Origin of the sequence: Mesorhizobium sp. B2-8-3 (assembly GCF_006440815.1) — a bacterium.
In the GTDB taxonomy this organism is placed as follows: domain Bacteria; phylum Pseudomonadota; class Alphaproteobacteria; order Rhizobiales; family Rhizobiaceae; genus Mesorhizobium.
This window is the reverse complement of the sequence record NZ_VFTW01000005.1, coordinates 273,234-288,021: the sequence shown is the minus strand read 5'-3', so window position 1 is coordinate 288,021 and position 14,788 is coordinate 273,234. Positions and strand designations below refer to the sequence as shown.

18 protein-coding genes are annotated in these 14,788 nt (G+C 63.4%); 7 read left to right on the top strand and 11 right to left on the bottom strand.

Annotated elements, in window-relative coordinates:
• Positions 1-8: 8 nt before the first annotated feature.
• A complete protein-coding gene (locus tag FJ418_RS11300) occupies positions 9-2,078 on the bottom strand; it encodes an ASKHA domain-containing protein (RefSeq protein ID WP_140865481.1) in 2,070 nt (689 codons plus the stop codon).
• Between the two features lie 89 nt (positions 2,079-2,167).
• On the opposite strand from FJ418_RS11300, the gene FJ418_RS11295 reads away from it, so the two are divergent.
• Positions 2,168-2,410: a hypothetical protein gene (locus FJ418_RS11295; RefSeq protein ID WP_246672479.1), complete on the top strand. Its 243-nt coding sequence runs from the start codon at positions 2,168-2,170 to the stop codon at positions 2,408-2,410.
• Positions 2,411-2,489: 79 nt separating this feature from the next.
• Here the strand turns inward: FJ418_RS11295 and FJ418_RS11290 are convergent, their stop codons facing one another.
• The 8 genes from FJ418_RS11290 to FJ418_RS11255 form a co-directional block, all read right to left on the bottom strand.
• Positions 2,490-3,464 (bottom strand): methyltetrahydrofolate cobalamin methyltransferase, encoded by a 975-nt coding sequence (locus FJ418_RS11290; RefSeq protein WP_140646596.1) that lies wholly within the window; start codon positions 3,462-3,464, stop codon positions 2,490-2,492.
• A 79-nt stretch (positions 3,465-3,543) separates the two neighbouring features.
• Entirely contained in the window at positions 3,544-4,635 is a 1,092-nt protein-coding gene (locus FJ418_RS11285; RefSeq protein ID WP_140646594.1) for a methylenetetrahydrofolate reductase, read from the bottom strand.
• Positions 4,632-5,222, bottom strand: coding sequence for a methylenetetrahydrofolate reductase C-terminal domain-containing protein (locus tag FJ418_RS11280; protein WP_140784769.1), 591 nt, complete (start codon positions 5,220-5,222; stop codon positions 4,632-4,634). The genes FJ418_RS11285 and FJ418_RS11280 overlap by 4 nt, the downstream gene beginning before the upstream one ends.
• Positions 5,215-5,517, bottom strand: coding sequence for a virulence factor (locus tag FJ418_RS11275; protein ID WP_127863411.1), 303 nt, complete (start codon positions 5,515-5,517; stop codon positions 5,215-5,217). Before FJ418_RS11275 ends, FJ418_RS11280 begins: the two co-directional genes overlap by 8 nt.
• 173 nt (positions 5,518-5,690) lie before the next feature.
• Positions 5,691-6,269, bottom strand: coding sequence for a GNAT family N-acetyltransferase (locus FJ418_RS11270; protein ID WP_348643102.1), 579 nt, complete (start codon positions 6,267-6,269; stop codon positions 5,691-5,693).
• Complete coding sequence (locus FJ418_RS11265) at positions 6,194-6,451, bottom strand: DUF6290 family protein (RefSeq protein ID WP_246683014.1); 258 nt, start codon at positions 6,449-6,451, stop codon at positions 6,194-6,196. The genes FJ418_RS11270 and FJ418_RS11265 overlap by 76 nt, the downstream gene beginning before the upstream one ends.
• Before the next feature lie 62 nt (positions 6,452-6,513).
• A complete protein-coding gene (locus tag FJ418_RS11260; RefSeq protein ID WP_140865477.1) occupies positions 6,514-7,296 on the bottom strand; it encodes a formyl transferase in 783 nt (260 codons plus the stop codon).
• A gap of 95 nt (positions 7,297-7,391) precedes the next feature.
• Positions 7,392-7,967, bottom strand: a complete 576-nt coding sequence (locus FJ418_RS11255) for a DUF4893 domain-containing protein (protein WP_140865475.1) — start codon at positions 7,965-7,967, stop codon at positions 7,392-7,394.
• 126 nt (positions 7,968-8,093) lie between these two features.
• Between FJ418_RS11255 and FJ418_RS11250 the strand changes: the two genes are divergently transcribed.
• Positions 8,094-9,008, top strand: coding sequence for an NAD(P)-dependent oxidoreductase (locus FJ418_RS11250; protein ID WP_140865473.1), 915 nt, complete (start codon positions 8,094-8,096; stop codon positions 9,006-9,008).
• A gap of 10 nt (positions 9,009-9,018) precedes the next feature.
• Here FJ418_RS11250 and FJ418_RS11245 read toward each other — a convergent pair whose 3' ends face one another.
• Positions 9,019-9,648, bottom strand: a complete 630-nt coding sequence (locus FJ418_RS11245) for a DUF1638 domain-containing protein (protein WP_140653521.1) — start codon at positions 9,646-9,648, stop codon at positions 9,019-9,021.
• Positions 9,649-9,701: 53 nt separating this feature from the next.
• On the opposite strand from FJ418_RS11245, the gene FJ418_RS11240 reads away from it, so the two are divergent.
• Entirely contained in the window at positions 9,702-9,836 is a 135-nt protein-coding gene (locus FJ418_RS11240) for an entericidin A/B family lipoprotein (protein ID WP_036258641.1), read from the top strand.
• 85 nt (positions 9,837-9,921) lie between these two features.
• Here the strand turns inward: FJ418_RS11240 and FJ418_RS11235 are convergent, their stop codons facing one another.
• On the bottom strand, positions 9,922-10,620 hold the full coding sequence (locus FJ418_RS11235; RefSeq protein ID WP_140495658.1) for a B12-binding domain-containing protein: 699 nt from the start codon (positions 10,618-10,620) through the stop codon (positions 9,922-9,924).
• Between the two features lie 271 nt (positions 10,621-10,891).
• Here FJ418_RS11235 and FJ418_RS11230 point away from each other — a divergent pair, with 271 nt between their 5' ends.
• The 4 genes from FJ418_RS11230 (at position 10,892) to FJ418_RS11215 (ending at position 14,788) form a co-directional block, all read left to right on the top strand.
• Complete coding sequence (locus FJ418_RS11230) at positions 10,892-12,466, top strand: trimethylamine methyltransferase family protein (protein WP_140705563.1); 1,575 nt, start codon at positions 10,892-10,894, stop codon at positions 12,464-12,466.
• 89 nt (positions 12,467-12,555) lie between these two features.
• On the top strand, positions 12,556-13,245 hold the full coding sequence (locus FJ418_RS11225; protein WP_140865472.1) for a 4Fe-4S dicluster domain-containing protein: 690 nt from the start codon (positions 12,556-12,558) through the stop codon (positions 13,243-13,245).
• A 103-nt stretch (positions 13,246-13,348) separates the two neighbouring features.
• Complete coding sequence (locus FJ418_RS11220) at positions 13,349-14,080, top strand: dienelactone hydrolase family protein (protein ID WP_140865470.1); 732 nt, start codon at positions 13,349-13,351, stop codon at positions 14,078-14,080.
• A gap of 147 nt (positions 14,081-14,227) precedes the next feature.
• The gene (locus FJ418_RS11215; RefSeq protein ID WP_140865468.1) at positions 14,228-14,788 is read left to right on the top strand and encodes an RNA polymerase sigma factor; all 561 of its coding nucleotides are present in this window, start codon (positions 14,228-14,230) and stop codon (positions 14,786-14,788) included.

Sequence of the window (14,788 nt, the reverse complement as noted above, 5' to 3'; positions counted from 1 at the left end):
CTGAAACGTTAGTCGCGGCCGCGCCGTGCCGCGCGCTCCTCGCGTGAACGCCGGCGTGGGGTAGCGTCGCCGGCGGTGCCGTCCTCGCTCATCGCCTTGCGCGGCGGCAGCTTCACCGCGGCCGCCAGCTTCGGGAAGGGGTCGACCTTGTTCGGCAGCGCCATGGCGTAGACGAAGTGCTCCTGGAATTTCGGCTCCAGCGCCGTCTCGATCTTCTCGATCCGGCTCACCGTCTCCTCGATCTCGCGACGGTAGCCGCGATTGAGCAGCGCCATGCGCGCGCCGGCGCCGGCGGCGTTGCCGACGGCCGAGACCTTGTCGAGGTCGCAGTCGGGGATGAGGCCGAGCACCATGGCGTATTTCGGATCGATGAACGAACCGAACGCGCCGGCGAAATGGATGCGGTCGACGTGCTCGGTGTGCTGCTTTTCCATCAACAGCTTGGTGCCGGCATAGAGTGCTGCCTTGGCAAGCTGGATGGCGCGCACGTCGTTCTGGGTGATGGTGATCCTGGGTTCGCCTTCCTTCAGCACATAGGAGAAGGTGCGGCCGTTGGGAACGATGCGCGGCGAGCGCGCGGCCAGCGATCCGTCGACGACGCCATCTTCGGAGATGATGCCGGCAAGGTACATTTCCGCCACGATCTCGATGATGCCGGAGCCGCAGATGCCGGTGACGCCGGTCGCCTGCACGCTGTCGAGGAAGCCCGGCTCGTCCGACCACAGCTCCGAGCCGATGACGCGATATTTCGGCTCAAGCGTGTCAGGGTCGATGCGAACGCGCTCGATGGCGCCAGGCGCGGCGCGCTGGCCGCCGGAGATTTCGGCGCCCTCGAAGGCCGGGCCGGTGGGCGAGGAGGCCGCGACCACACGCGTCGAGTTGCCGAGCACGATCTCGGCATTGGTGCCGACGTCGACGATCAGCATCATCTCGTCCTGGCGGTGCGGGCCTTCCGACAGGGTGACGGCGGCGGCGTCGGCGCCGACATGGCCGGCAATGCAAGGCAGCATATAGAGGCGCGCGCCCTGGTTGAGCTTCAGGCCGATGTCGGAGGCCTTGATGCGCACCGCGCCGGAGACGGCAAGCGCGAAAGGCGCGCCGCCCAACTCGGTCGGATCGATGCCGAGGAACAAGTGATGCATGATCGGATTGCCGACGAAGACGGAATCCAGGATGTCGGCGCGCTGGACGTTGCCTTCGGCGCAGACCTTGTCGACGAGGCCGGAAACCGCTTCGCGCACGGCGACCGTCATGCCTTCGCGACCGTCCGGATTCATCATCACATAGGAGACGCGGCTCATCAGATCCTCGCCGAAGCGGATCTGCGGATTGGACGTGCCGGAAGATGCGGCGACTCGGCCCGACAGCAGCGACACCAGATGCATGGCTATGGTGGTCGAGCCGATGTCGCAGGCAAGGCCATAGGCTTCGTTCTTGAGGCCGGGCCACAACGCGATGACACGCGCGATGTCGCTGTCGGCGTCCTTGTGGATGGCGGCCGTCGCGGTCCAGTTGCCCTTGCGCAGGATGCCCTGCACCTGCGGCAGCAGATAGAAATCGAATTCGAGGTTCTTGAGGCCCCAGTCTTTCATCAGGGCGATCTTGAGCCGGTCGAGGTCGCCGAGCGGCTTGTGCATGTCGGGCTCCTCGATCTCGACATAGCACATGCGGATCGCCGTATCGCGGGCGATTACCCTGGTGTCGGCGTCCTTTCGGATGGTCTGGGCGTTGATGACCGTGTCCTGCGGCACGTCGATGACGAGGTCGCCGAGGATCTGCGCCGAGCAGGAGAGGCGGCGCCGCCCAGGCAGGCCGCGCACGCGCTCGTAGCGCTCTTCCTTGGCGCCCTTGGACGAGATGTGGTCGTTGGACGAGACGATCTTGTGCTTGGCGAAATTGCCTTCCTGCACCTCGATCTGGCAGCGCCCGCAAGTGGCGCGGCCGCCGCACACGCTTTCGACATAGACGCCGAGCTGGCGCGCCGCATCGAGCACGGGCGTTCCAACGGGGAACCGGCCGCGCTTGCCCGACGGCATGAACAGCACGAGCGGATCGGTGATGTTGGGCGGAGGGTTCATGCTGGCACGCGTCTCGATGGCAATTGTCGATGCCGTTTAACGGATCGTTTTACTGTTGGGTGGAAAGTCTGCTGGTCCAGGGGCCAACCATGTCGGATCTTCTGCTTTCCGCCGTCTTCACCGCGTTCACCATGGTGCGCGTGATCAAGGGCTCGTGGCTGCGCAATCCGCAATACCTCGCCACTGGGATCCTCGGTGCGATCGTCGGCGCGCTGCTGCTGCACGCGTTCTGGCCCGCCTATGACGATGATTTCATCGTCGGCGGCGTAACAGGCCTCTTCGGATCGTGGGCGGGAATGGCGCTGTTCGACGCCATATTGGGCATGGCCTGAACGCAAAGCAGAGCTGTCCGGCCGCATCCACGATGCGATCGGATCAGCGTTGTTTGCGGTGCGGCTCACGATTGCGCGCTTATCCCCTGGCCATGCGGGCTTCACGGCCGCCGCGACGACGGCCGCCATTGCCGCTGCCTTCGCCCGGCGCATTGACGGCCGTTGGAGCCGCAACGGCTTGACCGCCTTCAACCGGCTTATAATCCTTGTAGGTGCGGATCCAGTTGGTGCAGTTCTCGTCGGTGCCGTTGAGCACATTGGCGCCGCGCACGGCTTCCATTTCCTGCGGACGGACCGGGTTCATGATGGCGCTGGTCATGCCGGCGCCGATCACCATCGGGATGAAGGCGGCGTTGATGCCGTGGCGGTGCGGCAGGCCGAAGGAGATGTTGGAGAGGCCGCAAGTGGTATTGACCTTGAGCTCTTCGCGCAGCCGGCGCAGCAGCGCGAACACCTGGCGTCCGGCATCGCCCAGCGCACCGATCGGCATCACCAGCGGGTCGACGACGACGTCATGGGCGGGAATGCCGAAATCGGCGCAGCGCTGGACGATCTTCTTGGCGACGGCGAAGCGGACGTCCGGGTCCATCGAGATGCCGGTCTCGTCGTTGGAGATGGCGACGACCGGGACGTTGTATTTCTTGATCAGCGGCAGGATGGCCTCGAGCTTTTCTTCCTCGCCGGTGACGGAGTTGACCAGCGGGCGGCCCTTGGCGACCTTCAGCGCGGCCTCGATCGCGGCGGTCACCGAGCTATCGATTGACAGCGGCAGGTCGACCAGGCCCTGCACGATCTCCAGTGTCTGCACCAGAAGCGCCGGCTCGGTCGCATTGGGGTCGACGGCGGTGACGCCGGCATTGACGTCGAGCATGGTGGCGCCACAGGCGGCCTGCTCCAGCGCGTCCTTGATGACGGTCTCGAAGTTTCCGGCCACCATCTCGGCGGCGAGCTTCTTGCGGCCGGTCGGGTTGATGCGTTCGCCGATCACGCAGAAGGGCTGATCGAAGCCGATGACGATTTCTCGGGTCGCCGAGGCGACGATGGTGCGGGTCATGAAATCTCTCCGTCGGGATATAAAGAGTTCTTTATATCGTTATCTGATCTCGTTCAAGCGGATGGTGACTGCCACGCTGTCAATGCGCGGTCTTCACCATATCCACCTGGGTTTCGGTAATCTCGTCGTGCAGCAGGTGGTCGAGTCGGTCGGCGACCAGTTGGTCGTCGCGCCGGCGCTCCCGCTTCCAGGGCTGGCGGCCTTTCAGCACGCCGGATTCATCGACGATCTCGGCGACATATTCCTCCTGGCGGTAGGCCATCACATGGATGCCGGCGACGCCGGGGATTTCCTTCACCTCGTTGATGATGTCGATGCAGAGCTGCTTGCCTTCCTTCTTCTGGTCCTGCGCGCCTTCCAGCCGCTTGATCACCGCGTCGGGGATATGGATGCCCGGCACGTTGGAGCGGATCCACTTCGCCGTCTTGGCGGAAGCGAGCGGTCCGACACCGCAAAGCAGGAAGAGCTTTTCAGTGTGGCCGAGGTCGCGGGCCTTCTGCATGAAGGTTCTGAACATCGGCACGTCGAAGCAGTACTGCGTCTGTGCGAACTGCGCGCCGGCGGCGATCTTCTTGCCGAGATGGATCGGGCGGAAGTCGTAGGGCGGCGCGAAGGGGTTGACGGCGGCACCCAGGAAGACCTGCGGCGGCGTCGTCAGCTTGCGGCCGGACAGGAACTTGCCATTGTCGCGCATGATGCGGATGGTTTCGAGCAGCGACATGGAATCGAGGTCGAACACCGGCTTGGCGCCGGGCTGGTCGCCGGCCTGCACGCCGTCGCCGGTGAGGCACAGCATGTTGGCGACGCCCATGGCGGCGCCGCCCAGCACGTCGCCCTGGATGGCGATGCGGTTCTTGTCGCGGCAGGCGATCTGCATGATCGGCGCATAGCCCATGCGGGTGAGCAGCGCGCAGATGCCGACGGACGACATGTGACAATTGGCGCCCGAGGCATCGACGGCATTGATGGCATCGACCCAACCATCAAAAATCTTGGCGCGGTTGTAGACGTCTTCCGGATCGGCGCTGTCGGGTGGATTGAGCTCGGTCGTTACAGCAAACTCACCGCGGCGCAGCACGCGCTCCAGCCGGCCGCGCGATGTGTGGCCGGGCAGGGGCTCAAGCGGCAGGTGGATGCCGGCCGGGTTCTCGTCGACCTGGCGGGCGGTCATGCCGAAGCTCCGGGGTTCTGGGTCGTTTCACGCGCGGCGGCGGCCTGCGCGGTCACCCGCAGCCACGCCGAGGTTTCGCGCAGCGACTGATCGACCGGCTTCTGCACCGTGAGTATATTGTCGCCATGCACCATGTTGCGCGAGCCTTCCCAGGCCTTGACCCAGACGCAAGGCATGTCCGGCTCGACCTCGCAATTGCCGTTGGCGCGCACGCCGCCGCAAGGGCCGTTGCGCAGCTGCTTCGGGCAGTTCATCGGGCACGACATGCCGGTGGAGGAGAGCACGCACTGGCCGCACATGCGGCAGTCGAACATGAAGCCCTTGACGCGCTTCTCGACGAATTTCACCGGGGCTTCGACGCGGCCGTAGCCGATGCCCTTCCACAAAGGATGCAAGAGCAGGAAAATGTCGGCGAACCGGCTGTAGAACCATTCGAGCAATCGCGAATGCCGGATGGACCACAGGCGCACGGCGAAAGTGCGCTGGACGCGCCGCTGCGGCGACACGTCGGCAGGCTTGTAGTCGGATTTCGGCGCTGCCTTTTTGACCAAGGTGGCCTGGGTAACCGCCGGCTGCTTGTCAGACATTTTCTTTCCCGCCAGCCTTGACCAGAGCGACTAGCCGCTCGCGGTCATATTTCGCGTCGAGTTCCTGATAGGCCTTCTCGACCTCGGCCTCGATGTCGTCGCCGACTGGGATCGGGTCGGCCTTGCGCCATTCCGCCAGATAGTCGTCGGTGCCGCCGGCGCCGGTGCGCATGGCGCACATGTCGATCGCCTCGGTGAAACGCAGCGGCAGCTCGCGCTTGGCGTTCTGCCGGCCCTTCTTGACGATGACCTGGGCGGGGATGTCGCGCCAATAGACGACGATCAGATCGGCCATGAATTCTCACTCCTCGAGGTTGTCGAGCATTGCCGCATGCGCCGTTGGGCCGCTTGTTATGGGACGACGCGCGCGCCTTCAAAAGCGACGCTGGCGATGGCCCAAACGGAAGGGAGAAGTTCTTTGGTCGAGCATCCCCCTGTGTGCTGCACCGCTTGCTCTCGAAACTTGCCTTATTCGTAGCCGAAGCCGCTTTCCCTTAAGTCGGCGATACGCACGATCATGCTTCGTTTCGGATCGAATGGCAGGTCTACGAAATCGAAGCCGCGGTAGAAGTTTCTCACGGACTCATCAAGTGGGTGGGTAAGGACGCCAAAACAGCCGATCTCAGTGGAAAACCGAACCGCGGTCCTAAATGCGAAGAGGAGCAGTGAGCGTCCGCATCCGCGACCTTGAAAGCGGATATCCACGGCCAGCTGGCCGAGCAACACAATCGGAATGGGATCGGGGCGATTACGCTGTGCCGACTTCGGCAGATAGGCCCGCTCGATCTGGCCGGCGCTCAGCGCAACATAGGCAGCAATCGCGCCGCTCGCCAAATCGCAGATGACGCTGGTGCGCGATGCCCCATCCTGCTGGTTGCGCCAGGCATGGCGACGAAGCCAATTGTTGAGCGACTCGCGGCCGCAGTCGAAAGCATCTCTGTTGTCGTCAACCGCAAGCGGTCGAGGCGAGGTCAGTCCTGCCATACGGGCCGTGACGCTGCGAGCCTTTGCAAACCAGGCAGCTTTTTCGGCGCCGATGTCGCCCAAGCCTCGAACCGCTCCCAGTCGGCTGCGGGGATCGTCACGATACGCCCATCCAACACCTCCATTTCGGCAGCTTCAACAGCCTTACGGCGGATGAAGTCGCTAAGATTGGTGTTAGCCTGACTTGCGGCGGCTTCGAGTATTTCGCGTTCGTCCAGAGTGACGCGGACGCTAAGAGGAGCCATGTTCGACATCGTAATCTCGCTTTCTGTATGACAATAGCATACAAATCGCCAAGCTGACAATGTTACCAGACGCGCTTGGTCAGGCCGGTCCAGAGGTAGAACCAGATCGTCGGGTGGTACCACTGCTTCGACGGCAGGTCAGGGTCGATCGTTTCCAGTCTGCCGGCCAGCGCATTGCCGACCGCCTCGACACAGATATCGCGCGAAAATGCTGCCTGCCGCAGCGCGTAGCTGGCGATCGTGTCGCCGGTCGTGGGCTTGCCGCGCGCCTGCTTCAGCACGCCGCCAGTGTCGACGCCGGCATCGACCAGATGCACTGTGGTGCCGAAATTCCCTTGATCGCCGGAGGCCAGCGCCCAGTAGCCGCCATTCATGCCGCGATATTTTGGCGCGATGCCAGCGTGATAGTTGAGCACCGGGCAAGGCATCTTGGCCAGCGTATCCTTCGACAGCAGCCTGCAGCCGGCAAGCAGCACAACGCCAGGATCGATGCTCACGATCCCCTTCAGGCATTCTGGCCCGTTGGCTGAAGGGACATGGATGATCGCCTGGCCTTGCCTCGGCTCGGTTGCGAGCTTCTCCTCGGCGATCAGTCGCGCGGCATGACGGGCCAGGAAGCGCTTGCCGAGCCTGGTCAATACCATGGTGCCGAGCTGGCCGATGGCCGAGATCCAGCCCTGGCGCCGGGCGCGGCCCATGAGCAGGCGCTTTTTGGATTCAGGGGATTCGAGGATGACGCTGACAGGGCCGACGCGATCGGCAAGCGCATTGACGATGGCCCAGATATGCGGGCCACCTTCGGTGACGACCACGATCGGTCGCGTAATCGATTCCGACGCTGCCATGGCAAGCATCCGCTCTGAAGATCGGGCGCATGCTATGCGGACCGGGTTAATCCCTGGTGTCCCGGAGGCGTTTCAGCCGGCGTCGAAGGGCCGGTTCAGCGCTTCAATTCCATGATGTCGAGCTTCGATTCGTAATAGGGCGCGGGGAATTCGATCCGCCATTCGGTGGCGCTGTTGCGGAAGGCATAGCCGACCTGGTCGCTTTCGGGGCCGCTGCCATAGGGCTTGGCCTTGTCGTTATTGACCGAGAACGAGCCGAGATAGATGGCGCGCTTGTCGCCATCGTCGAAGAAACGGCCGGCGGTGCGCTGCGAGCCGCTGATCTTCGCAAGCCGCCAGCCGGAGCCGTCGTCGGTCACCTTGCACTTGAACCAGCCATAGATGACGAGCGGGCTGATGCCGCCCGCCTTGATGGTGCGGCACTTCCAGTTGCCGGTGAGATCCTTGTCGGAGAAGGCGACAAGTGGTTTGGCGAGCAGTTCATCCAACTGCTTGACCTCCGACGGATCGCCGGCCTTGGCCTGCTCGATGGCCGCCTTGCGCGTCTCGCCATATTTGTCCAATCGCGCCTTGTCGGCAGCCGTGATCAGCTTCTGCACTTCGCCATCGGCAAGGGCCGGCAAAGTGAGGGCGACGAGACCGAGGGCGGCAAGGAGCAGGCGAGGCATCATGAACATGTTTCCTCAAATCAATGGCTGGAACAAAGTTCTTTCTATCACTGGCGCACAACTTACCGGTTCGCCATCGCCTGTCATCCGTGCTTAACAGCGTGTGCTCGAAAAATGGCGGTTCGATCGATGCGGATCTTGCTCACGGGATCGTCCGGCTGGCTGGGCAGCGCGCTCGGACCGAGGCTCGAAGCGCTCGGCCATCACGTCGTCGGACTTGATCCGGTTCCCTCGGCGCGCACCCAAGTCGTCGGCTCGATCGCGGATCGCGATCTTGTCCTGAAGACTGTCCGCGAGAATCGCATCGAGGCCATTATTCACAGTGGGGCGCTGCACAAGCCGAACATCGAGCATCATGAGAATAGCGCCTTCGTCGCCACGAATGTGCAAGGCACGCTCAACCTGCTCGACGCGGCCGTGGCCTGCGGCGTGCAGCGCTTCCTCTTCACCTCGACGACCTCGCTGATGATCTCGCAGGCGATCCGCGCCGGTTTCCGGGGTGGCGCGCGCAAGGCGGCCTGGCTGACCGAAGAGATGTCGCCGGAGCCGCGCAACATCTATGGCGTGACGAAGCTTTCCGCCGAGCATCTCTGTCGCCTCTACCACATCGAGCATGGGCTGCCGGTGGTGGTGCTGCGCACCGCGCGCTTCTTTCCCGAGGCGGACGACATGGCACATGCCATCGAACAGTCCGATGCCAACACCAAGGCCAACGAATTGCTGTTCCGGCGGCTGACGGTGGAGGACGCGGCCGAGGCCCATGTGGCGGCCCTGGAGAAAGCGCCGAGCCTTGGCTTCGACGTCTTTATCATCTCGGCGCCGACGCCGTTCCGGCCGCAGGATTGCGTCGAGTTGATCGCCGATGCGCCGACGGTCGTCGCGCGCTATTTCCCGGACTGTTCGAGGCTCTATGCGAGGAAGGGCTGGACGATGTTCTCCTCGATCGACCGCGTCTACGATCCGTCGCGGGCGCGAGAGCGGCTCGGCTTCGTATGCAGAACGAGTTTTGCCGATGTGTTGAGGGCGCTGGAAGCGGAGGCGTGAAGACCGACCTTCAGGCGCCCTGTGCCGCCCGCGCCAGTTCGCTTGTCAAATCGCCATATCCCGTCGGCCGGCGCTCATAGGCGAGGCCGAGCATGACGGCGGCTTTCTCGGCGACCTTGTCGAGCTCCGGATCGTCGGTCTGGGCGAGATAGATCAGCTTCTCGTAATTACCGAAATAGTCCTTGATCAGTTCGGGATGCCTGTCGAGGCCGAGCGGCTTGATGAAGAAAGCCTCGAACTGGCGGCAGAGGAAGTCGGTCATATAAAACGACATCATGTCGTCGTCGGCGATCTTCGCGTAGGCGTCCATGCCCTGGTAGAAGGCAAAGCAATGCGGCCCGGCCATGCGCTCGACGCCGTGCTTCTCGATGACGCGATCGAGCAGGCCGCCGGTGCCGCAATCGGCATAGCCGACGAAAATACGGCTGTAGCCTTCCGTCTTGGCCTTCTCGATCGCCTTGTCCATCGCCGGAGCGATGCGGTCCGGATAGAAATGGAACTCGGCCGGCAGGCAGGTCAACTCGAGATGGTCGAGCTTTAGCTGTTGCTTGACGGCCAAAACTTCGCGCGCAATCATCCCGCAGGCGATGACGAGCAGCCTGTCCGTTTGATTCGATTTCGTTTTTTGCGTCTTGACCAAGTCGGGCCGGCTTTCGCTGCGGGGCTTAATATCTGTCGAGGGAGACACCGTCCATGAAACTGCTACGCATCGCGCCGATGGCCATCCTGGCCTGCGCGCTTGCCCTCACGGCCTGCGCGAACACCATCCGGGGCGTCGGCAAGGACGTCAAATCGACGGCAAGGGCGGTCAAAGACACTGTCAACTGATCGGCAGCCTCTCCCATCATCTGGGAACAAAAAAGCCGCGCTGCAAGGCGCGGCTTTTCTTGTCGATCCATCCTGATGCCTTGGGTCAGGCGGAAGCGCGAACGTTGTGCTTGCGCTTCATGTAGTCCTTGGCGGTCTCGACGGCCACCGCGGCATCGCGGCAATAGGCGTCGGCGCCGACGGCCTTGCCGAATTCCTCATTGAGCGGCGCGCCGCCGACCAGCACGACATAATCGTCGCGGATACCCTTTTCCTTCATCGTATCGATGACGACCTTCATATAGGGCATGGTAGTGGTGAGCAGGGCCGACATGCCGATGATGTCGGGCTGGTGCTGCTCGATCGCGTCCAGGTATTTCTCGACGGCGTTGTTGATGCCGAGATCGATGACATCGAAGCCGGCACCCTCCATCATCATGCCGACGAGGTTCTTGCCGATGTCGTGGATGTCGCCCTTGACGGTGCCGATCACCATCTTGCCCTGTTTCGGCGCGCCGGTGGCGGCGAGCAGCGGACGCAGGATGAACATGCCGGCCTTCATGGCGTTGGCCGAGAGCAGCACTTCCGGCACGAACAGGATGCCGTCGCGGAAATCCTCGCCGACGATACGCATGCCTTCGACCAGTGCCTCGGTCAGCACCTTGTAGGGCGCCCAGCCGCGCTCGAGCAGGATTCGCGTGCCTTCCTCGATCTCTTCCTTCAGCCCATCATAAAGATCGTCGTGCATCTGCTGCACGAGCTCGTCGTCGGAAAGCTCGGAAAGGATGATCTCGTCGTCGGACATTTCTCTCGGGCTCCTTGCTGCTCGGAATGACTGCGGCAGCCTAAAAATCGATGCGCCAATACCTAACCCGCGAGGGCAGGGCATCCATAGCTGATTTGCGACTTCCCGCAAAAGGAAAGCGACTGAAAAATTGGCGCTTTTCTTGTCGATTTTGCGACAGGCGTTGGCGCTGGCTGGCCGTTTCCAATAGGGTGCATGGCTACGATCCGGGCAAGAAGCGGCAGCGATGGGCCGCAGGCCAGTTCAGGCCAGATTTATAGGAAGAACGATCATGAGCGATAACGCGGCAGTCGAGCAGGAAGCGTCGGGCGGACGGCGCGGACGCGGCGCCAGCGGCGGCGCGGCGGCACGCCGGGCTGCCCGTTCGGGCGGCGGTCCGGGCACGCAGCTCACCTACATCAAGCGCAAGATCAACGTCTACGAGGTCCTCAACGAGGAAGGCCTGGCGTTGATCGAGAAGAACACCGACACGGTGCTGGAAGAAATCGGCATCATCTTTCGCGACGACGCCGAAGCGCTGGCGCTGTGGAAAGAAGCGGGTGCCGACGTCAAGGGCGAGCGCGTGCACTTCCCCAAGGGCCTCTGCCGCTCGCTGCTGAAGACCGCGCCTTCGATCTACACCCAGCATGCGCGCAACCCGGAGCGCTCGGTGCAGATCGGCGGCAATGCGACGGTGTTCGCGCCGGTCTACGGTCCGCCTTTCGTGCGCGACCTCGACGGCAACCGCCGCTATGCGACGATCGAGGATTTCCAGAATTTCGTGAAGCTCGCCTATATGGCGCCGTCGATCCACCATTCGGGGGGCACGGTGTGCGAGCCGGTCGACGTGCCGGTCAACAAGCGCCATCTCGACATGATCTACGCGCACATCCGTTATTCGGACAAACCGTTCATGGGCTCGGTGACGGCGCCGGAACGGGCCGAGGACACGGTGGCGATGGCCAAGCTCGTGTTCGGCGACGACTTCGTCGAGAACAATACGGTGCTGACCAGCCTGATCAACGCCAACTCGCCGATGGTGTTCGACGAGACCATGCTCGGCGCCCTGAAAGTCTATTCGCGCCACAACCAGGCCTGCATCGTCACGCCCTTCATCCTGGCCGGCGCGATGAGCCCGGTGACGGTTGCCGGCACGCTGACGCAGGTGCTCGCCGAGGTGCTCGCCGGCGCTTCGTTCACCCAGCTGATCAGGCCCGGCGCGCCGGTGCTGTTCGGCACCTTCGCCTCCTCGATCTCGATGCAGTCCGGCGCGCCGACCTTCGGCACGCCGGAGCCGTCGCTGGTGTCCTATGGCGCGGCGCAGCTCGCGCGCCGGCTCGGCTTGCCGTTCCGCACCGGCGGCTCGCTCTGCGCCTCGAAGGTCCCGGACGCGCAGGCAGCCTATGAGAGCGCCAACACGCTCAACTCGACGATCCTTGCCGGCACCAATTTCGTGCTGCATTCGGCCGGCTGGCTCGAGGGTGGTCTCGCCTCCTGCTATGAAAAATTCATGATGGATATCGACCAGCTCGGCATGCAGCAGAAGTTTGCCGAGGGCGTCGACCTGTCGGAAAACGGCCAGGCGATGGACGCGATCCGCCAGGTCGGTCCGGGCAGCCATTATCTCGGCTGCGACCACACGCAGGCGAATTTCCAGACGGCCTTCTACCGCTCCAACATCGCCGACAACAATTCCTACGAGCAGTGGCTGGCCGAAGGCGAGAAGACCGCGCCGCAGCGCGCCAACGAGCTTGCCCGCCGCTGGCTGGAAAGCTACGAGGCGCCGCATCTGGATCCGGCCATCGACGAGGCGCTGAAGGACTTCATCGCCAAGAAGAAGGGCTCGATGGCCGACGCCTTCACCTGAAAGGAGCCCGAGTCAGGCCGGGCTAAAGTGGCCGACATCATCCATAAGGAAGTCTGGCGGAGCGCGTTCTCCGACCCGGACCGGAAGGGATGACTTTTTCCCGCGGCACGGTCGAGGAGATTGCGGCCGTGCTCGCGGCCAGTGGCCTGATCCTTCGCGGCGGTTTCAGCTTTGGCGATGATGCGGTTGCACCGGCCGGACCTTCTGGCGCTCCGGCCAAATCGATGCTTTTGGTCGGGCAAGCAGGCGCGGCGCCATGGCCGTATTTTCAGCGCTGGCTGGAACAGCAGGCGAGGGACATCGCCAATCCGCTCGACACTTGGTCGCGCGAGGTGATCGGCTCGGTCGCGCAAGGCTGCGGCGCCCGCGCTGTTTCGCCTTCAGACCGGCCCTATCTGCCGTTCCAGCAATGGGCGATGCGGGCCGAAGGGTTGAAACCGTCGCCGCTCGGCGTTCTGATGCACCCGCAATATGGGCTATGGCATGCCTATCGCGGCGCATTGCTGTTCGAGGACGAGATTTCTTTTCCCGAACCTCATGCAGCGATTCATCTCTGCGACATATGTGTCGAAAAACCCTGCCTGAAATCCTGTCCGGTCGACGCCTATTCCGGGCAGGGCTTTGCCCATGAAGCCTGTCTCGACCATGTTCGCGGCTCCCGCGGCGAGCCCTGCCGGGTGGGCGGCTGCCTCGACCGCAACGCCTGCCCCTATGGCACAAGCTATCGCTATCCGCCGGAGGTGCAGGCCTTTCATATGGCGGCCTTCGCGCGGCTCTAGGAGGCAGGCCGGCCGCACGAAATCTTGAACGGCCTGGTCCGGGAATGGCTTGCCGGAACGGCGCGTGCCGATATCTAACGCGCGACAGGCAACGGAGAGCATCATGACTGGAAAGCAGATCGAGTTCGAAACCAGGGACGGCAAGGCAAAGGCTGGCCTTTTTCGACCGTCCACCAAGGCCAGCGCCGGCGTCATCCTTTATATGGACGCCTTCGGGCCGCGCCCGGCGCTTGATGAGATGGCCGAGCGGCTCGCCGGTCACGGCTATGCCGTGCTGGTGCCCGATCTTTTTTACCGCAACGCGCCCTACGGTCCGTTCGACACCAAGACCGCCTTCACGGCGGAGGAAACCAAGACCAAGCTGATGGCGCTGGTTACCGGCACCACGCAGGAAATGACCATCCGCGACAATGCCGCCTTCCTCGATGCGCTCGCCGCCGAAGGGGTCGATGGGCCGATCGGCGTTGTCGGCTACTGCATGGGCGGCGCGCGGGCGCTGAACGCGGCGGCGAGCTATCCGGACCGGATCGTTGCCGCGGCAAGCTTCCATGGCGGCAATCTCGCCAACGATGCGCCCGACAGCCCGCACCGCAAGGCGGCTTCGATCAAGGCTCGCGTCTATGTCGGCGTCGCCGGCATCGACCGCAGCTTCCCGCCGGAGCAGTCGGCGCGGCTGGCGGAGGCGTTGCGCGTGGCCGAAGTCGACCATGTCATCGAGAATTATGTCGGCGTCGGCCATGGCTGGTGCATCAGGGACCATAGCGTCTATGACGAGGCGGGTGCCGAGCGCCATTGGAAGCGGCTGACGACGTTTTTCAAAGAGACATTGGGGTAAGCGATCTTCTGGCCTATGGCCGCGCTGCCCGTCATCCGTCACTTCGTGACACCTTCTCCCCGTAAACGGGGTGAAGGAATATTTGCGCAAAAAAATCTTTTCATCGCCCCAAGGATTGGCCATTAGCCTTCGTCCAACAGGCAAATGATGGCGATGATGCTGGACGACAGCGAAGCCTCCGATGCCGAACTGATCGGGCGGGCGAGGGGCGGAGACAGGGGGGCTTTCGGCAAATTGCTCGAAAGGCACTATGGCTTCGTCTATCGCGCCGCCTATCGCTGGTGCGGCAGGAAAGCCGATGCCGAGGACATAGCCCAGGACGTCTGCGTGCGGCTCGGTCGCGCGATCCGCGACTATCAGGGCAGCGGCGCCTTCACGACATGGCTCTATGCCATGACGCTGAACGCGGCGCGCGACATGATGCGCAAGCGCGCCCGCGACACCGCCAAGACCGATGCCTACGGCGCCTATGCGTCGATTGCCGGCGAAGCACCGGCTGAGGCCGACGATCCAACCGAGGCGCTGTGGGCGGCGGTGCGGATGCTGCCAGACAAGCAGCGCGAAGCGGTTCTGCTGGTCTATGGCGAAGGTCTCAACCACGCTGCGGCGGCGGAGGTGATGGCGATCTCGGAGGCGACGGTTTCCTGGCACATCCATGAAGCGAAGAAACGGCTGAAAGTGCTGATGCGTTCAGCCGGGGAAGTGTGA